The following is a 17,116-nucleotide window of genomic DNA, read 5'->3' on the forward strand; positions in this document are numbered from 1 at the left end:
CAGGATCCGTCCTGCGGGGCCCTTCTGCGTCCGTGAGGGTCGTCAGCCGAAGTCGGGCTGGGTGGCGGTGAAGCGCGCCTCGACCGTGGCGGAGACCGTCTGCGGCACCGGCTCCACGTCGAACGTCACCTCGTCGGCCACGCTGTCGTGTGCGGCGGTGCGGAACATGGCCGCCGGTGCGGCCGCGAACGTCTCGGGAGCGGAGAGGCCGACGTCGGCGATCTCCACCAGGCCGGTCACCCGCGCGCCGGCCGCCGCTGCGTACTCCTCGGCCCGCCGCCGGGCGTCGCGGACGGCCTCGGTGCGTGCCTGCCGGTAGGCGTCGCTCTCGGGGCGCAGCGCCCAGTACGGGCCGTCGAGGGTGACCATCTCGCGGTCGGCCAGCCGCAGCAGCAGGTCGCCGAGCACGGCGAACCCCACGACGGTGGCGGTGAGCGTGACGCCGGCCAGGTAGCCGGTCACCCGCTCGCGGGGGCGGCCGCCGTCCTTGACCCGGGGCCGCACCCACAGCGGCCCGCCGTCGAGCGCCTCGACGGCCTCGCCGTACGCACCGAGTGCCGCACGGAGGTCGTCGACCCGGGAGGTCAGGTCGCGCAGCACCTGCGCCCGGTCGGCCGCGCGGGCACCCACCGAGATCCGGACGTGGGCCAGTTCGGGCTCGACCTCCGCCGTCCACGAGCCCCGGACGGCGATCGTGGCCGCGGCCGGCACGGTGTTCACCACGTCAGCCGGCCAGACGGCGCATGCTCTCCACGGTGCGCAGGCGGCCCTCGCGGCTGCCGTCGAGCGGCTGCAGGGCCAGCGTGGTCACGCCGGCCTCGGCGAAGGCGGCGACCCGCTCGGCGACGTGCCCCTCCGGCCCGATCAGCGACACCGACCGGACGAGCTCCTCCGGCAGCGCGGCCGCGGCCTCGTCCTTCTTGCCGGACAGGTAGAGGTCCTGGACCTCCTTGGCCTCCTTCTCGTAGCCGTAGCGGCAGGCCAGGTCGTTGTAGAAGTTCTTGCCCCGCGCGCCCATCCCGCCGACGTAGAGCGCCAGGTGCGGGCGGACCAGGTCGTGCATCGCGTCGACGTCGTCGCCGATCGCCACCGGGACGCCGACGACGATCTGCAGCTCCCCGAGCGACGCGTCACGCTTGGCCGTGCCGGCCGCCAGGGACTCGCCCCAGACGTCGCGGGCCTTCTCCGGCTGGAACCAGATGGGCTGCCACGCCTCGGCGATCTCGGCCGCCAGCTCCACGTTCTTGGGACCGAGCGCGGCCAGCATCACCGGCACCCGCTCGCGCACCGGGGTGTTGATGAGCTTCAGCGGCTTGCCCAGCCCGGTGCCCTGGCCGGCCGGCAGCGGGACCTGGTACTTCGCGCCCTCGTGCACGACCCGCTCCCGCCGCCACACCTGGCGGCAGATCTCCACGATCTCGCGGGTGCGCTGCAGCGGCGCGTCGTAGGGGACGCCGTGCCAGCCCTCGATCACCTGCGGCCCCGAGGCGCCCAGGCCGAGGATGAACCGGCCGCCGGAGACGAAGTCCAGCCCGGCCGCGGTCATGGCGGTCAGCGTCGGGGTGCGGCTGTAGATCGGGAAGATCGCGCTCATCAGGTCCACGCGCTCGGTCACCGCGGCGAGGTAGCCGAGCTGGCTGACCGCGTCGAAGGTGTAGACCTCCGACACCAGCGCGACGTCGAGCCCGGCGGCCTCGAGGTCACGGATCTCCGCTGCGGTCTCCTGGAAGCCGCCGCTGTAGCTGGCCTGGATGCCGATGCGCACGTGCACTCCTCCGGTCGTCGGCGCCCGGGCGGCGCCGTCCGCGACCGTAGTCGCCCGCTCAGAGCGCGCGGACGGCCCCGACGACCTCGGTCACCACGCGGACGCCGTCGACGTCGCCAGGGACGCGGCTGGCCGCCCCGGCGTCGGCCAGGTTCACCTTCACGACGTAGCCCGACGCCCGCCGCGCAAGGCCGATCCCCACGACGCCGGGCTCCGCGGACAGCCGCGCGGCCAGGGATCGCTTGGCGGCGCTGGCGGCGGCACGGTCGGGATCCACGTCCCCATGGTGCCCCTCAGCGGCTCAGGAGGACACCCACTCCACCCCGAACGTGGCCAGCACCGTGGCCAGCGGGTTGGCGAAGGTCACCCCGCCGCCGGCTGTGCCGCCCTCGTCGCTGCCGGCGAACAGCAGGGCGAGAGGAGCCCGGTCGGCGCTGCGCCAGATCACCGAGCCGCTGTCGCCGCCGGCGCTGAACCCGCCGGCCAGCCCCTCGATCTCGACCTGGTCGTCGAACGTGTGCACCGCCCCGTCGTACTGGACGGCCACCCCGTCGACCTCGACGGCGCTGATCCGCCCGCGCGTGTGCCCGGTCGTGCGGCCCACCTTCTCCACGAGGACGTCGGGGTCGATGTCCTCGGCCGCGAGGACGGTGCCGGTGAGCGGGCCACCGGGGAGGTTGCCCGGCTCGGCGCCGATGCCGTCGTCCAGCACCGCGACGGCGGCGTCCACGAGGTTGGCCCCGTCGTCGGTGAACCGCTCGAACGCGGTCAGGCTGCCGATGCGGTCCTCGGCCGTGCCGCCGTCCGCGGGCCCGGGCTGCAGCACCGGGTCGCCGACCGCGGCCGCGTCGCTGGCCGCGAGCACGTGGTTGTTCGACAGCACCGCCAGCCGACCGCCGAGCCACACGAAGCCGCCGATGGTTCCCGCCGTGACGGAGGGATGACCGACCGACAGCCCCGGCCGCACCGGCCGCACCGGGCGCTGGAGGCCGGCCGGGGCGGGGGCGGGGGAGGTGAGCGCCCGTATCGGCCCGATCACGCGCACGTCCACCTCGGGCTCGGCCGCCACCCCGAGGTCGGGCAGCAGCTTCCGGTCGTCCGCCGACTCGAGCCGCACCGCGACCCCGACCTGCCCCGGACCGGCCGGGGCCAGGCCCACCGCCACCCGGAGCGGTCGCGCGGGTGCGCCGGCCACCCGGGCGTCCGCCGCGTAGCGGGCGTCGGTCAGGATGCGGGCCTTGAGCTCGCGGGCGGCGTCGACGTGCACGGGTCCTCCGGGGTCGCCCGCTGGCGGCGGGCGGTAGTGGACGGGATCCCGGAGGACGCTACGGCGGGGCTGCGACAGTCCCGCCCGGAATCGCTCCGCAGGCGAGGGCGGAGAGGTAGCGTCGGGGCGATCCCGGCGAGCTGCCGCACACCGGGAAGAGGTTCAGGAGGCCGGTCGTTGCCTCCGGTGAGACCCCGCTGCGGCGGTGTGACCAAGGGCCCCCTGTCGACTTGGGGACCCGGTTTGCACGGGTCTTCGCGGCGCGGGTATCGTCGTCAGCCGTGCCCAGGGTGCCCTGGGCCTGCTCCCGTTCGCGGTGCGCCTGGGTGGCCGGAGGATCGCTCCTCCTGACACCGGGGTCCACCTCCCGGCCGAGTGCCGGGGGTGGCGACGCCGAGTCGCGAGGGGCAACCGAGTCCGGTCCGTCGACAGCGGCCGGCTCCGGGGAAGGGCGACACGCCCGACCGCGTGGGTCGGACGGTGGCTGGTGACCTGGACCGGGAAGACCCAAACAGGGCCGGCACCACCGAGCACGACAGCAGAGCACCACATCGAGAGCACGACCCAGCGCAGGTAGGAGATCCAGGCCGCTCATGCCCACGATCAACCAGCTGGTCCGCAAGGGCCGCGAGGACAAGGTCGAGAAGACCAAGACCCCGGCGTTGAAGGGTTCCCCTCAGCGCCGCGGCGTGTGCACGCGCGTCTACACCACGACGCCGAAGAAGCCGAACTCGGCGCTGCGCAAGGTCGCTCGAGTCCGCCTCACCAGTGGCATCGAGGTGACCGCCTACATCCCGGGCGTCGGCCACAACCTGCAGGAGCACTCGATGGTGCTCGTGCGCGGCGGCCGCGTGAAGGACCTCCCGGGCGTGCGCTACAAGATCATCCGCGGCTCGCTGGACACCCAGGGTGTCCGCAACCGCAAGCAGGCTCGCAGCCGGTACGGCGCGAAGAAGGAGAAGAGCTGACATGCCGCGCAAGGGCCCCGCGCCGCGCCGTCCGCTGGTCGCCGACCCGGTCTACCAGTCGCCGCTGGTCACCCAGCTGGTGAACAAGGTCCTCGTCGACGGCAAGCGCTCGGTCGCCGAGTCGATCGTCTACGGTGCCCTCGAGGGCTGCCGGGCGAAGACCGACACCGACCCGGTCGTCACGCTCAAGCGGGCGCTGGACAACGTCAAGCCGGCCCTCGAGGTCCGCAGCCGCCGCGTCGGTGGTGCGACCTACCAGGTCCCGGTCGAGGTCCGCGCCTCCCGGAGCACCACCCTCGGCCTGCGCTGGCTGATCCAGTACAGCCGCGCGCGTCGCGAGAAGACGATGACCGAGCGTCTGATGAACGAGCTGCTCGACGCGAGCAACGGTCTGGGTGCGGCGGTCAAGCGCCGTGAGGACACGCACAAGATGGCCGAGTCGAACAAGGCCTTCGCGCACTACCGCTGGTAACGCAGGTCCAGCGGCGCCCGCTGCACGCGGGAGAGCCGGGTCACCCCCGGCGCCCGCGCACGGACATCCCGCACGTGGACTGACGCAAGAGGAGTAAGGACATGGCCGACACCAAGGCCCAGCTCGCCAACACCCGCAACATCGGGATCATGGCGCACATCGACGCCGGCAAGACCACGACGACCGAGCGCATCCTCTTCTACACCGGTATCAACTACAAGATCGGTGAGGTCCACGACGGCGCCGCCACGATGGACTGGATGGAGCAGGAGCAGGAGCGCGGCATCACGATCACGTCGGCCGCGACGAAGTGCTCCTGGAACGGCCACGACATCAACATCATCGACACCCCCGGGCACGTCGACTTCACCGTCGAGGTGGAGCGGTCGCTGCGGGTGCTCGACGGTGCGGTCGCGGTCTACGACGGCGTCGCCGGCGTGGAGCCGCAGACCGAGCAGGTGTGGCGCCAGGCCGAGAAGTACGGCGTCCCGCGGATGTGCTTCGTCAACAAGCTCGACCGCACCGGCGCGGACTTCTTCCGCTGCGTCGACATGATGGTCGAGCGGCTCGGCGCCAACCCGGTGGTGCTGCAGCTGCCGATCGGTGCCGAGGCCGACTTCATCGGCGTCGTCGACCTGGTCGGGATGCGCGCCCTCACCTGGCGCGGCGAGACCCAGATGGGCGAGGACTACTCGGTCGAGGAGATCCCGGCCGAGCTGGCCGACCAGGCCGCCGAGTACCGCGAGAAGCTGCTCGAGGCCGTCGCCGACACCGACGACGCCCTCATGGAGGCCTACCTCGGTGGCGAGGAGATCTCCGTCGAGACGCTGAAGGCCGCCATCCGCAAGGCGACCATCGCCGGCCAGGTGAACCCGGTGCTCACCGGCACCGCGTTCAAGAACAAGGGCGTCCAGCCGCTGCTCGACGCGGTCGTCGACTACCTGCCCAGCCCGCTGGACATCGAGGCCATCGTCGGCACCGCGCTGGACGGCGAGACCGAGGTCGTCCGGCACGCCGACGAGAGCGAGCCGTTCTCGGGCCTGGCGTTCAAGATCCAGACCGACCAGCACCTCGGCAAGCTGACCTACGTCCGCGTCTACTCGGGCAAGGTCTCCTCCGGGTCCCCGGTGCTCAACAGCACCAAGGACCGCAAGGAGCGGATCGGCAAGATCTACCAGATGCACGCCAACAAGCGCGAGGAGCGCGAGGGCGTGGGCGCCGGCCAGATCGTCGCCGTCGTCGGCCTCAAGCAGACGACGACCGGTGACACGCTCTGCGACCCGCAGCACCCGGTGATCCTCGAGTCGATGACCTTCCCGAGCCCGGTCATCGACGTGGCGATCGAGCCCAAGACCAAGGCCGACCAGGAGAAGCTGTCCACGGCCATCCAGAAGCTGGCCGAGGAGGACCCGACCTTCCGCGTCCACCAGGACGAGGAGACCGGTCAGACGGTCATCTCCGGCATGGGCGAGCTGCACCTGGAGATCCTGGTCGACCGGATGCGGCGCGAGTTCAAGGTCGAGGCCAACGTCGGCAAGCCGCAGGTGGCCTACCGCGAGACCATCCGCAAGCGGGTCGAGAAGTACGACTACACGCACAAGAAGCAGACGGGTGGCTCCGGCCAGTTCGCCAAGGTGCAGGTCACCCTGGAGCCGCTGCCGATCAGTGGCGACTCGGCCACCTACGAGTTCGAGAACGCCGTGACCGGTGGCCGCGTGCCGAAGGAGTACATCCCCTCGGTCGACCAGGGCATCCAGGACGCCATGCAGTACGGCATCCTCGCCGGGTTCCCGGTCGTGGGTGTCAAGGCCACGCTGGTGGACGGCCAGTACCACGAGGTCGACTCCTCGGAGATGGCCTTCAAGATCGCCGGCTCGATGGTCTTCAAGGAGGCCGCACGCAAGGCCGACCCGGCCCTGCTCGAGCCGCTCATGGCCGTCGAGGTCGTCACGCCCGAGGACTACATGGGCGACGTCATCGGCGACCTGAACTCCCGGCGCGGGATCATCCAGGCGATGGAGGAGCGCTCCGGCGCCCGCGTCGTCCGGGCCCTGGTCCCGCTCTCGGAGATGTTCGGCTACGTGGGCGACCTGCGCAGCCGCACCCAGGGGCGGGCGAGCTACACCATGGTGTTCGACTCGTACGCCGAGGTCCCGCAGAACGTGGCCAAGGAGATCATCGCCAAGGCCACCGGCGAATGACCCCGCCGGCGGGAACCCCCCGCCGGCCCCCGAGCACCGCCCACCCCTAGAGCACGCACCACCTGCGTCACCACGAGGAGAGGAACCCAGTGGCCAAGGCCAAGTTCGAGCGGACCAAGCCGCACGTCAACATCGGCACCATCGGGCACATCGACCACGGCAAGACCACGCTGACCGCGGCGATCACCAAGGTGCTGCACGACAAGTACCCGGACCTCAACGAGGCGTCGGCCTTCGACCAGATCGACAAGGCGCCCGAGGAGAAGGCTCGCGGCATCACGATCTCGATCGCCCACGTCGAGTACCAGACCGAGAGCCGGCACTACGCGCACGTCGACTGCCCCGGTCACGCCGACTACATCAAGAACATGATCACCGGTGCGGCGCAGATGGACGGCGCCATCCTGGTGGTCGCGGCGACCGACGGCCCGATGCCGCAGACCAAGGAGCACGTCCTCCTGGCCCGCCAGGTCGGCGTCCCCTACATCGTCGTGGCGCTGAACAAGGCCGACATGGTCGACGACGAGGAGATCCTCGAGCTCGTCGAGCTGGAGGTGCGCGAGCTGCTGTCCGAGTACGAGTTCCCGGGCGACGACGTCCCCGTGGTCCGCGTCTCGGCGCTGAAGGCCCTCGAGGGCGACCCCGAGTGGGCCGACAAGCTCATGGAGCTCATGAACGCCGTCGACACGGCGATCCCGGAGCCGCAGCGCGAGATCGACAAGCCGTTCCTCATGCCCGTCGAGGACGTCTTCACGATCACCGGCCGCGGCACGGTCGTGACCGGTCGCGTCGAGCGCGGCATCGTCAAGGTGTCGGAGGAGGTCGAGATCGTCGGCATCCGCCCGTCCTCGACCAAGACCACCGTCACCGGTGTCGAGATGTTCCGCAAGCTGCTCGACCAGGGCCAGGCCGGTGACAACGTCGGCCTCCTGCTCCGCGGCATCAAGCGTGAGGACGTCGAGCGCGGCCAGGTCGTCGTGAAGCCGGGTTCGATCACCCCGCACACCAACTTCGAGGGCTCGGTCTACATCCTCTCGAAGGACGAGGGTGGCCGCCACACGCCGTTCTTCAACAACTACCGTCCGCAGTTCTACTTCCGGACGACGGACGTGACGGGCGTCGTGACCCTGCCTTCCGGCACCGAGATGGTCATGCCGGGTGACAACACCGAGATGACGGTCGAGCTGATCCAGCCGATCGCCATGGAGGAGGGCCTGCGGTTCGCCATCCGTGAGGGTGGCCGCACCGTCGGCGCCGGCCGCGTCACCAAGATCATCAAGTAGCACCCCCGCAGACGGGCGGCGGCCACACCCGGCCGCCGCCCGTCTCCCGGGTCCACGCGGACCCACCGGTTCGTCCGGACCCACTCAAGCCAGAACCACCCGATCGGCAGGAGCGAAGAACAGCGATGGCGGGACAGAAGATCCGCATCCGGCTGAAGGCCTACGACCACGAGGCGATCGATGCCTCGGCGCGGCGCATCGTCGACACGGTGACCAAGACCGGTGCGCGCGTCGTCGGCCCGGTGCCGCTGCCGACGGAGAAGAACGTGTACTGCGTCATCCGCTCGCCGCACAAGTACAAGGACTCGCGCGAGCACTTCGAGATGCGCACGCACAAGCGCCTCATCGACATCCTCGACCCGACCCCGAAGACGGTCGACGCGCTCATGCGCATCGACCTGCCGGCCTCGGTCGACGTCAACATCCAGTAAGGGCTTTCAGCAGACATGGCGAGCACATTCCGCGGGCTCCTCGGGGAGAAGCTGGGCATGACCCAGGTCTTCGACGAGAACAACCGCATCGTGCCGGTGACCGTCGTCAAGGCCGGGCCGTGCGTGGTCACCCAGGTGCGCACCCCGGAGCGCGACGGCTACTCGGCCGTCCAGCTCGGTTTCGGCGAGATCGACCCCCGCAAGGTGAACAAGCCCGAGGGCGGGCACTTCGCCAAGGCGGGCGTGACGCCCCGGCGGCACCTGGTCGAGCTGCGCACCGAGGACGCCTCCACCTACGAGGTCGGCCAGGAGCTGACCGCCGAGGTGTTCGACGGCGTGGCCAAGGTCGACGTGATCGGCACCAGCAAGGGCAAGGGCACCGCCGGTGTCATGAAGCGCCACGGTTTCCGCGGCCTGGGCGCCGCGCACGGCACCCAGCGCAAGCACCGTTCGCCCGGCTCCATCGGTGGCGCGTCCACCCCGGGCCGCGTGTTCAAGGGCCTGCGCATGGCCGGCCGCATGGGCGCGGTGAAGACGACGACGCTCTCGCTCAACGTGCACAAGGTGGACACCGAGCGCGGGCTGCTGCTGATCAAGGGCGCCATCCCGGGTCCGAAGGGCGGCCTCGTGCTCGTCCGTTCGGCCGTCAAGGGCGGCCCCGTGGGGAGTGACGACAAGTGAGCTCGGCGACCCAGACCCGGACCGACCGGCAGGTCGACGTCCGCACGCCGGCGGGGGAGACCGCCGGCAGCGTGACCCTGCCCGGTGAGCTGTTCGACGCGACGGCCAACGTCTCGCTGATGCACCAGGTGGTCGTGGCCCAGCTGGCCGCGGCCCGCCAGGGCACGCACGCGACGAAGACCCGTGGCCAGGTCAGCGGCGGTGGCGCCAAGCCCTACCGCCAGAAGGGCACCGGCCGCGCCCGCCAGGGCTCGACCCGCGCGCCGCAGTTCGAGGGCGGTGGCACCGTCCACGGCCCGCAGCCGCGCGACTACAGCCAGCGGACGCCCAAGAAGATGAAGGCCGCCGCCCTGCGTGGCGCCCTCTCCGACCGGGCCCGCGAGGACCGCGTGCACGTGGTGACCACCTTCGTCGACGGGGACACGCCGAAGACCAAGGCCGCGATCGCCACGCTGGACGCGGTGACCGGCGCCAGGAAGGTGCTCGTCGTCCTCGACCGGGACGACGTCCTCAACTGGGTGAGCCTGCGCAACGAGCCGCGGGTGCACCTGATCGAGGCCGGCCAGCTCAACACCTACGACGTGCTCAACGCCGACGAGGTCGTCTTCACCGAGACCGCGCTCGCCGAGTTCGTCGCCGGCCCGGGCAAGGGTGCCGGGGTGGCCAAGCCCGACCTGACGACGCCGGACGTCCCCGGCGCCATCCCGTCGATCGAGGGCGAGGGCACCACCGACCTCGACCTCGGCGAGGCCCCGGCCGACCCGGCCCCGGCCAGGCAGGCCGCGGCCACGAAGGCGCAGCCCGAGGCCGACCTGGCCCCGGCCACGGCCGAGGAGGCCGCCGCGGCCCCGGCCGAGCAGGCCGAGGCCGCCAACGCCGGCGCGGACGCGACCGCGCCCACCGAGGACGGCACCACCGACGCGAGCACCGAGGAGAAGGCATGAGCGTCCGCGACCCCCGGGACGTCCTGCTCGCCCCGGTCATCTCGGAGAAGAGCTACGGGCTCCTGGACGAGAACCAGTACACGTTCATCGTCCTGCCCGAGGCCAACAAGACGCAGATCAAGATCGCTGTTGAGCAGGTCTTCAACGTGAAGGTCACCGGCGTCAACACGGTCAACCGCCAGGGCAAGCGCAAGCGCAGCCGCGGCACCCGGATGGGGAAGCGCAAGGACACCAAGCGCGCCATCGTGTCGCTCGCCCCCGGCGACCGCATCGAGATCTTCGGGGGTCCGGGCGCCTGACGCGCTCGGACGGACCAGGGATAGAAGACAAGGGACAGTTCGATGGCTATCCGCAAGTACAAGCCGACGACGCCGGGCCGCCGCGGCTCCAGCGTCGCCGACTTCGCCGAGGTCACCCGTGACCACCCCGAGAAGTCGCTGGTCCGGCCGCTGCACGGTCGCGGCGGGCGCAACGTCCACGGCAAGGTCACCGCGCGGCACCAGGGCGGCGGGCACAAGCGCGCCTACCGGGTGATCGACTTCCGCCGGGCCGACAAGGACGGCGTGCCGGCCAAGGTCGCGCACATCGAGTACGACCCGAACCGCACCTCGCGGATCGCGCTGCTGCACTACGCCGACGGCGAGAAGCGCTACATCATCGCGCCGGCCCGGCTCAAGCAGGGCGACGTCGTCGAGTGCGGCCCCTCGGCCGACATCAAGCCGGGCAACAACCTGCCGCTGCGGAACATCCCCGTCGGCACCGTTGTTCATGCCATCGAGCTGCGACCGGGCGGCGGGGCGAAGATCGCCCGCTCGGCCGGGACCAGCGTCCAGCTCGTCGCCCGTGAGGGCCGGCTGGCGCAGCTGCGCATGCCGTCGGGGGAGATCCGCAACGTCGACGTGCGCTGCCGCGCGACCGTCGGCGAGGTCGGCAACGCCGAGCAGTCCAACATCAACTGGGGCAAGGCCGGCCGGATGCGGTGGAAGGGCAAGCGCCCGACCGTCCGCGGTGTGGCCATGAACCCGGTGGACCACCCGCACGGTGGTGGTGAGGGCAAGACCTCCGGTGGTCGCCACCCGGTGAACCCCTGGGGCAAGCCGGAGGGCCGGACGCGCAAGCGGAAGGCCAGTGACGCCATGATCGTGCGCCGCCGGCGCACCGGCAAGAAGCGCTGAGCGGGTAGAGGAGTCCGACAGACATGCCACGCAGCCTGAAGAAGGGCCCGTTCGTCGACGACCACCTGCTCGCCAAGGTGGACGCCCAGAACGCCAAGGGCACCAAGACCGTCATCCGCACCTGGTCGCGGCGCTCGACGATCATCCCCGACATGCTCGGGCACACGATCGCCGTGCACGACGGCCGCAAGCACGTCCCGGTCTTCGTGACCGAGGCCATGGTCGGGCACAAGCTCGGCGAGTTCGCGCCCACCCGCACCTTCCGTGGGCACGTCAAGGACGACCGCCGGTCGCGTCGCGGCTGAGGTAGAGAGAGATCACCATGACTTCCCAGTTGGGACAGGAGGCGCCGGTCGCCCGGGCTACGGCCCGGTTCGTCCGCGTGACCCCGATGAAGGCCCGCCGGGTGGTGGACCTGATCCGCTACCTGCCCGCCGACGAGGCCCTGGCCCTGCTGCGCTTCGCGCCGCAGGCGGCCAGCGAGCCGGTCGCCAAGGTCGTCGCCAGCGCGGTGGCCAACGCCGAGCACAACCTCCGGCTCGACCCGGCGGCGCTCGTGGTGAGCGCCGCGTACGTCGACGAGGGCCCCACGATGAAGCGGATCCGCCCGCGCGCCCAGGGCCGCGCGTTCCGCATCAACAAGCGGACCAGCCACATCACCGTCGAGGTGAGCGAGGTGGCGGTCAGCGCCGAGCTGGCGGCCAAGTCGCGCAAGGCGCGGCGGGAGACCGGCCAGTCCGGTCCGGCATCCCAGCAGCAGGGCACGCAGACCGGTCGTAAGGGCAACACGAGGGGAGGGACCCGCTAGTGGGTCAGAAGGTCAACCCGCACGGGTTCCGGCTCGGCATCACCACCGACTACAAGTCCCGGTGGTACGCCGACAAGCTGTACAAGGACTACGTCAAGGAAGACGTGGCCATCCGCAAGCTCATGAGCAAGGGCATGGAGCGGGCCGGCATCTCCAAGGTGGAGATCGAGCGCACCCGTGACCGCGTCCGCGTCGACATCCACACCGCCCGGCCGGGCATCGTCATCGGCCGCCGCGGCGCGGAGGCCGACCGCATCCGCGGCGAGCTGGAGAAGCTGACCGGCAAGCAGGTGCAGCTGAACATCCTCGAGGTGAAGAACCCCGAGGCCGACGCCCAGCTGGTCGCCCAGGCCGTGGCCGAGCAGCTGTCCAGCCGCGTGAGCTTCCGTCGCGCCATGCGCAAGGCGATGCAGTCCGCGCAGCGCAGCCCGCAGGTCAAGGGCATCCGCGTGCAGTGCTCCGGCCGCCTCGGCGGCACGGAGATGAGCCGGTCGGAGTTCTACCGCGAGGGTCGTGTGCCGCTGCACACGCTGCGCGCGAACATCGACTACGGCCTGTACGAGGCCCGGACCACCTTCGGCCGCATCGGCGTCAAGGTCTGGATCTACAAGGGCGACGTGAGCGGCTCCCGGGCCGAGCGCGAGGCCCTCGAGGCCCTTGCCGCCCGCCAGCAGCGCCGTGAGCGCCAGCAGCGCCCGCGCCGCTCGGGCTCCTCCGGCACCACCGCCGGCGGTACCGAGGCCGGCCGCGCGGCCGCCGAGGCCCCCGAGGCCACGGTCGCGACCGACGTCGACACCACCACCAGCGCCCTCGCCGCCACCTCCGGCGACGTCCCGCCCGCGCAGAGCGTCGGCGAGGCCGCCGGCGCCGAGGGCACCGCCGCGGCCGAGACCGCTGGTGCCGAGAACACCACGACTCCGGAACAGGGGGCCTGATCCGCCATGCTGATCCCTCGGCGGGTCAAGCACCGCAAGCAGCACCACCCGGACCGCTCCGGCCGGGCCAAGGGCGGCACCTCGATCAACTTCGGTGACTACGCCATCCAGGCCCTCGAGCCGGCGTACGTGACCAACCGGCAGATCGAGTCCGCCCGTATCGCCATGACCCGGCACATCCGCCGTGGCGGCAAGGTGTGGATCACGATCTACCCGGACCGTCCGCTGACGAAGAAGCCGGCCGAGACCCGCATGGGTTCCGGCAAGGGTTCGCCGGAGTGGTGGGTCGCCAACGTCAAGCCCGGCCGCGTGATGTTCGAGCTGTCGGGTGTCGCCGAGCCGGTGGCCCGCGAGGCCATGCGCCGCGCGATCCACAAGCTCCCCATGAAGTGCCGCTTCATCACGCGTGAAGGAGAGGTGTGATGGCCGCCGGCCTGACCGCCCCGGAGCTGCGCGAGCTCTCCGCTGAGGAGCTCGCCGCGCGGCTGCGCGAGCACAAGGAAGAACTGTTCAACCTGCGTTTCCAGGTGGCCACCGGCCAGCTGGACAACAACCGGCGACTGCAGACGGTCCGCCGCGACATCGCCCGGATCTACACGATCATGCGCGAGCGCGAGCTGGGTCTGTCGGTCGCCCCGAACGAGGGTGTGGCATGAGCAGCCCCAACGAGACGACCGCCAACGAGTCCGTCGCCACGGGCCCCGGCCTGGCCGGCCGCGGTTACCGCAAGGTCCGTGAGGGCCTCGTGGTCAGCGACAAGATGGACAAGACCATCGTCGTCGAGGTCGAGGACCGCGTGAAGCACGGCCTCTACGGCAAGGTCATCCGCCGCACGAGCAAGCTGAAGGCCCACGACGAGCAGAACGTCGCGGGCACCGGCGACCGCGTGCAGATCATGGAGACCCGGCCGCTGTCGGCCACCAAGCGGTGGCGGCTGGTCGAGGTCCTCGAGAAGGCCAAGTAAGCAGCGGGTACCGTGGTCGGTCGGCCCACATCGGGCCGACCGCTTCCACGGACCGGACGGCCGCAGGGCCTGCACCTCGTGTGCTCGCCCCGGCCGTCTCCGCATGAAGGTGACGGCGTGAGCCGGGTGCCGAACCCGCGACCGGGCCGGCGCCACAGCAGAAGTTCGAAGACATAGGAGTAGGGACGTGATCCAGCAGGAGTCGCGACTGCGAGTCGCCGACAACACCGGGGCAAAGGAGATCCTCTGCATCCGGGTGCTCGGCGGTTCCGGGCGACGCTACGCGGGCATCGGCGACGTCATCGTCGCCACCGTGAAGGACGCGCTGCCCGGTGCCGGGGTCAAGCGGGGTGACGTGGTCAAGGCCGTCGTCGTCCGCACGGTGAAGGAGCGCCGTCGTCCGGACGGTTCCTACATCCGCTTCGACGAGAACGCCGCGGTCATCATCCGCGACAGCGGCGACCCGCGCGGGACCCGCATCTTCGGCCCGGTCGGCCGCGAGCTGCGCGACAAGCGGTTCATGCGGATCATCTCGCTCGCCCCGGAGGTGTTGTGACCATGGCCGCCCACAAGGTGAAGAACAGCAGGGCCAAGGCGCCGTCGATGAAGGTCAAGAAGGGCGACACCGTGCTGGTGCTGTCCGGCAAGGACCGCGGCGCCAAGGGGCGCGTCATCGCCGCCTACCCGCAGACGCAGAAGGTGCTCGTCGAGGGTGTCGGCCGGGTGAAGAAGCACACCCGGATCAGCACCAGCCAGCGCGGCGCCCAGCAGGGCGGGATCGTCACGCAGGAGGCGCCCATCCACGTGAGCAACGTGATGGTGATCGACTCCGAGGACAAGCCGACCCGGGTCGGCTACCGCAAGGACGAGGAAGGCCGCACGATCCGGGTCTCGCGGCGCACCGGTAAGGACCTCTGAGAACGATGAGCGCACCCACCCGTGAGCTGCCCCGGCTGCTCGCCCACTACCGCGAGGAGATCGCGCCGGGGCTGCAGTCGGAGTTCGGCTACAGCAACGTGATGCAGATCCCGCGGCTGACCAAGATCGTGGTCAACATGGGCGTCGGCGAGGCCACCCGTGACGCGAAGCTGATGGACGGCGCGGTCCGCGACCTCACCGCCATCACCGGGCAGAAGCCGGCCGTCGTCCGGGCCCGCAAGTCCATCGCGCAGTTCAAGCTGCGCGAGGGCATGCCGATCGGCGCCAAGGTCACCCTGCGCGGCGACCGCATGTGGGAGTTCCTCGACCGGCTGCTGTCGCTGGCGCTGCCCCGCATCCGTGACTTCCGCGGCCTGAACGCCAAGCAGTTCGACGGCCACGGCAACTACACGTTCGGGCTGACCGAGCAGTCGATGTTCCGCGAGATCGACGTCGACAAGATCGACCGGCCGCGCGGCATGGACATCACGCTGGTCACCACGGCCACCAACGACGACGAGGGTCGCGAGCTGCTCCGCCGGCTCGGCTTCCCCTTCGCCGGCCAGCCCGTCGTCGTGACGATCACCCGCTGACGGGTCGAGGAGAAGACCGATGGCCAAGAAGGCTCTGATCAACAAGGCGGCCCGCAAGCCCAAGTTCGCGGTCCGCGGCTACACCCGCTGCCAGCGGTGCGGCCGGCCGCATGCGGTCTTCCGCAAGTTCGGCCTCTGCCGGATCTGCCTGCGGGAGATGGCGCACGCCGGGGAGCTCCCCGGCGTGAGCAAGTCGTCCTGGTAAGGGACCACCCACCGTTCGAGCACCACTGATCGCCGAGAGGCCCGGCGCCAAGTCATCGCGACCCAGCGCACGAGGAACCGCGGCGAGAGAGGCACCACACGCCATGACGATGACCGACCCGATCGCGGACATGTTGACGCGGCTGCGCAACGCCAACGCCGCCTACCACGACTCCGCGACGATGCCGTCGTCGAAGTTGAAGACGCACATCGCCGAGATCCTCCAGCAGGAGGGCTACATCGCCGGCTGGCGGGTCGACGAGGTCGAGGTGGACGGGACCGTCCGCAAGGAGCTCGTCGTCGACCTGAAGTACGGCCCCAACCGCGAGCGGAGCATCGCCGGTGTCCGGCGCGTCTCCAAGCCCGGTCTGCGGGTGTACGCCAAGTCGAACTCCCTGCCCAAGGTGCTCGGCGGCCTCGGGGTGGCGATCATCTCCACCTCCACCGGGCTGCTCACCGACAAGCAGGCGACCAAGAAGGGCGTGGGCGGGGAAGTCCTCGCCTACGTCTGGTAAGAGGAGCGAGCGAAGATGTCACGGATCGGACGACTCCCGATTCCGGTGCCCGGCGGTGTGGACGTCACCATCGACGGCCGGACGGTCAACGTGAAGGGCCCCAAGGGCACCCTCTCGCACACCGTCGCCGCGCCGATCACCGTGGAGCGCGACGAGGACGGCACGCTGCGCGTGGTGCGTCCGGACGACGAGCGGCAGAACCGCGCCCTGCACGGGCTCTCGCGGACGCTCATCGCCAACATGATCACCGGCGTCACCCAGGGGTACACCAAGACCCTGGAGATCGTCGGCGTCGGTTACCGCGTCCAGGCCCGCGGCTCGGACCTGGAGTTCGCGCTGGGCTACAGCCACCCGGTGCCGGTCAAGGCGCCGGACGGCATCACGTTCGCCGTCGAGACCCCGACCCGCTTCCGGGTCGAGGGCATCGACAAGCAGCGGGTCGGTGAGGTCGCGGCCAACATCCGCAAGCTGCGCAAGCCCGACCCGTACAAGGGCAAGGGCGTGCGGTACCAGGGCGAGGTCGTGAAGCGCAAGGTCGGGAAGACGGGTAAGTGATGGCTCAGGCAGACAAGACCGCGCGGACGCACAAGCCCGTCGGCACCGACATCAGCAGCGCGCGGCGCGTCTCGCGGCTGCGGCGGCACACCCGGCTGCGCAAGCGTGTCTCGGGCACGCCGGAGCGCCCCCGCCTGGTGGTCAACCGCAGCACGCGGCACATCCACGTGCAGGTCGTGGACGACACCGTCGGCCGCACCGTGGTCAGCGCCTCGACGCTGGACGCCGGCATCCGCGGCACCGAGGGGAACAAGTCCGACCTCGCCCGCAAGGTGGGTGCCCTGGTGGCCGAGCGCGCCAAGGCCGCCGGCATCACCGCCGTCGTCTTCGACCGCGGCGGCAACCGGTACGCCGGGCGGATCGCCGCCCTGGCGGACGGTGCCCGCGAGGGCGGGCTGGACTTCTGATGCACATTTCTGAGCGAATCGAGAGGGACG

General features: G+C 70.9%; 26 protein-coding genes. 22 read left to right on the plus strand and 4 right to left on the minus strand.

The window, feature by feature from the left end; genetic code table 11:
* Positions 1 to 42 precede the first annotated feature (42 nt).
* The 4 genes from ACWIYF_RS04045 to ACWIYF_RS04060 are packed head-to-tail and all read right to left on the minus strand — an operon-like array spanning position 43 to position 3,032.
* On the minus strand, positions 43 to 720 hold the full coding sequence (locus ACWIYF_RS04045; protein WP_448626833.1) for an SIMPL domain-containing protein: 678 nt from the start codon (positions 718 to 720) through the stop codon (positions 43 to 45).
* A 4-nt stretch (positions 721 to 724) separates the two neighbouring features.
* Positions 725 to 1,765, minus strand: coding sequence for an LLM class F420-dependent oxidoreductase (locus ACWIYF_RS04050; RefSeq protein WP_448626834.1), 1,041 nt, complete (start codon positions 1,763 to 1,765; stop codon positions 725 to 727).
* 58 nt (positions 1,766 to 1,823) lie between these two features.
* On the minus strand, positions 1,824 to 2,042 hold the full coding sequence (locus tag ACWIYF_RS04055; RefSeq protein WP_448626835.1) for a hypothetical protein: 219 nt from the start codon (positions 2,040 to 2,042) through the stop codon (positions 1,824 to 1,826).
* 24 nt (positions 2,043 to 2,066) lie between these two features.
* On the minus strand, positions 2,067 to 3,032 hold the full coding sequence (locus ACWIYF_RS04060; RefSeq protein WP_448626836.1) for a hypothetical protein: 966 nt from the start codon (positions 3,030 to 3,032) through the stop codon (positions 2,067 to 2,069).
* Positions 3,033 to 3,625: 593 nt separating this feature from the next.
* Between ACWIYF_RS04060 and rpsL the strand changes: the two genes are divergently transcribed.
* The 22 genes from rpsL (at position 3,626) to rplR (ending at position 17,086) form a co-directional block, all read left to right on the plus strand.
* A complete protein-coding gene (gene rpsL, locus ACWIYF_RS04065; protein WP_012950487.1) occupies positions 3,626 to 4,000 on the plus strand; it encodes a 30S ribosomal protein S12 in 375 nt (124 codons plus the stop codon).
* Between the two features lies 1 nt (position 4,001).
* Positions 4,002 to 4,472: a 30S ribosomal protein S7 gene (gene rpsG, locus ACWIYF_RS04070; RefSeq protein WP_117375616.1), complete on the plus strand. Its 471-nt coding sequence runs from the start codon at positions 4,002 to 4,004 to the stop codon at positions 4,470 to 4,472.
* A 101-nt stretch (positions 4,473 to 4,573) separates the two neighbouring features.
* On the plus strand, positions 4,574 to 6,673 hold the full coding sequence (gene fusA, locus ACWIYF_RS04075; protein ID WP_448626837.1) for an elongation factor G: 2,100 nt from the start codon (positions 4,574 to 4,576) through the stop codon (positions 6,671 to 6,673).
* 89 nt (positions 6,674 to 6,762) lie between these two features.
* Positions 6,763 to 7,956 carry an elongation factor Tu gene (gene tuf, locus ACWIYF_RS04080; protein ID WP_448626838.1) on the plus strand — a complete coding sequence of 398 codons (1,194 nt, stop codon included), beginning with the start codon at positions 6,763 to 6,765 and terminating at the stop codon, positions 7,954 to 7,956.
* Between the two features lie 125 nt (positions 7,957 to 8,081).
* Positions 8,082 to 8,387, plus strand: coding sequence for a 30S ribosomal protein S10 (gene rpsJ / locus ACWIYF_RS04085; RefSeq protein ID WP_014742859.1), 306 nt, complete (start codon positions 8,082 to 8,084; stop codon positions 8,385 to 8,387).
* Positions 8,388 to 8,402: 15 nt separating this feature from the next.
* On the plus strand, positions 8,403 to 9,068 hold the full coding sequence (gene rplC, locus ACWIYF_RS04090; RefSeq protein WP_448626839.1) for a 50S ribosomal protein L3: 666 nt from the start codon (positions 8,403 to 8,405) through the stop codon (positions 9,066 to 9,068).
* A complete protein-coding gene (gene rplD, locus ACWIYF_RS04095; RefSeq protein ID WP_448626840.1) occupies positions 9,065 to 10,012 on the plus strand; it encodes a 50S ribosomal protein L4 in 948 nt (315 codons plus the stop codon). Before rplC ends, rplD begins: the two co-directional genes overlap by 4 nt.
* Positions 10,009 to 10,311, plus strand: coding sequence for a 50S ribosomal protein L23 (gene rplW / locus ACWIYF_RS04100; protein ID WP_448626841.1), 303 nt, complete (start codon positions 10,009 to 10,011; stop codon positions 10,309 to 10,311). The genes rplD and rplW overlap by 4 nt, the downstream gene beginning before the upstream one ends.
* A 42-nt stretch (positions 10,312 to 10,353) precedes the next feature.
* Positions 10,354 to 11,187: a 50S ribosomal protein L2 gene (rplB, locus tag ACWIYF_RS04105; protein ID WP_448626842.1), complete on the plus strand. Its 834-nt coding sequence runs from the start codon at positions 10,354 to 10,356 to the stop codon at positions 11,185 to 11,187.
* Positions 11,188 to 11,210: 23 nt separating this feature from the next.
* Positions 11,211 to 11,492 carry a 30S ribosomal protein S19 gene (gene rpsS, locus ACWIYF_RS04110; protein ID WP_448626843.1) on the plus strand — a complete coding sequence of 94 codons (282 nt, stop codon included), beginning with the start codon at positions 11,211 to 11,213 and terminating at the stop codon, positions 11,490 to 11,492.
* Between the two features lie 17 nt (positions 11,493 to 11,509).
* Complete coding sequence (rplV, locus tag ACWIYF_RS04115) at positions 11,510 to 11,995, plus strand: 50S ribosomal protein L22 (protein ID WP_448626844.1); 486 nt, start codon at positions 11,510 to 11,512, stop codon at positions 11,993 to 11,995.
* Positions 11,995 to 12,930, plus strand: a complete 936-nt coding sequence (rpsC, locus tag ACWIYF_RS04120; RefSeq protein ID WP_448626845.1) for a 30S ribosomal protein S3 — start codon at positions 11,995 to 11,997, stop codon at positions 12,928 to 12,930. The genes rplV and rpsC overlap by 1 nt, the downstream gene beginning before the upstream one ends.
* A 6-nt stretch (positions 12,931 to 12,936) precedes the next feature.
* Positions 12,937 to 13,353 carry a 50S ribosomal protein L16 gene (gene rplP / locus ACWIYF_RS04125; RefSeq protein WP_448626846.1) on the plus strand — a complete coding sequence of 139 codons (417 nt, stop codon included), beginning with the start codon at positions 12,937 to 12,939 and terminating at the stop codon, positions 13,351 to 13,353.
* Positions 13,353 to 13,586 carry a 50S ribosomal protein L29 gene (rpmC, locus tag ACWIYF_RS04130; RefSeq protein WP_135157999.1) on the plus strand — a complete coding sequence of 78 codons (234 nt, stop codon included), beginning with the start codon at positions 13,353 to 13,355 and terminating at the stop codon, positions 13,584 to 13,586. The genes rplP and rpmC overlap by 1 nt, the downstream gene beginning before the upstream one ends.
* A complete protein-coding gene (gene rpsQ, locus ACWIYF_RS04135; RefSeq protein ID WP_448626847.1) occupies positions 13,583 to 13,894 on the plus strand; it encodes a 30S ribosomal protein S17 in 312 nt (103 codons plus the stop codon). The genes rpmC and rpsQ overlap by 4 nt, the downstream gene beginning before the upstream one ends.
* Before the next feature lie 187 nt (positions 13,895 to 14,081).
* The gene (rplN, locus tag ACWIYF_RS04140) at positions 14,082 to 14,450 is read left to right on the plus strand and encodes a 50S ribosomal protein L14 (protein ID WP_012950472.1); all 369 of its coding nucleotides are present in this window, start codon (positions 14,082 to 14,084) and stop codon (positions 14,448 to 14,450) included.
* Positions 14,451 to 14,452: 2 nt separating this feature from the next.
* A complete protein-coding gene (gene rplX, locus ACWIYF_RS04145) occupies positions 14,453 to 14,812 on the plus strand; it encodes a 50S ribosomal protein L24 (RefSeq protein WP_448626848.1) in 360 nt (119 codons plus the stop codon).
* Between the two features lie 5 nt (positions 14,813 to 14,817).
* The gene (gene rplE, locus ACWIYF_RS04150; RefSeq protein ID WP_448626849.1) at positions 14,818 to 15,405 is read left to right on the plus strand and encodes a 50S ribosomal protein L5; all 588 of its coding nucleotides are present in this window, start codon (positions 14,818 to 14,820) and stop codon (positions 15,403 to 15,405) included.
* 19 nt (positions 15,406 to 15,424) lie between these two features.
* The gene (locus tag ACWIYF_RS04155) at positions 15,425 to 15,610 is read left to right on the plus strand and encodes a type Z 30S ribosomal protein S14 (protein ID WP_113838243.1); all 186 of its coding nucleotides are present in this window, start codon (positions 15,425 to 15,427) and stop codon (positions 15,608 to 15,610) included.
* Between the two features lie 109 nt (positions 15,611 to 15,719).
* Positions 15,720 to 16,124 (plus strand): 30S ribosomal protein S8, encoded by a 405-nt coding sequence (gene rpsH, locus ACWIYF_RS04160; protein WP_448626850.1) that lies wholly within the window; start codon positions 15,720 to 15,722, stop codon positions 16,122 to 16,124.
* A gap of 15 nt (positions 16,125 to 16,139) precedes the next feature.
* Positions 16,140 to 16,679 carry a 50S ribosomal protein L6 gene (rplF, locus tag ACWIYF_RS04165; protein WP_448626851.1) on the plus strand — a complete coding sequence of 180 codons (540 nt, stop codon included), beginning with the start codon at positions 16,140 to 16,142 and terminating at the stop codon, positions 16,677 to 16,679.
* Positions 16,679 to 17,086: a 50S ribosomal protein L18 gene (rplR, locus tag ACWIYF_RS04170; protein WP_448626852.1), complete on the plus strand. Its 408-nt coding sequence runs from the start codon at positions 16,679 to 16,681 to the stop codon at positions 17,084 to 17,086. The genes rplF and rplR overlap by 1 nt, the downstream gene beginning before the upstream one ends.
* The last annotated feature ends 30 nt before the right edge of the window (positions 17,087 to 17,116 follow it).

This window comes from Geodermatophilus sp. URMC 64, from assembly GCF_053502555.1.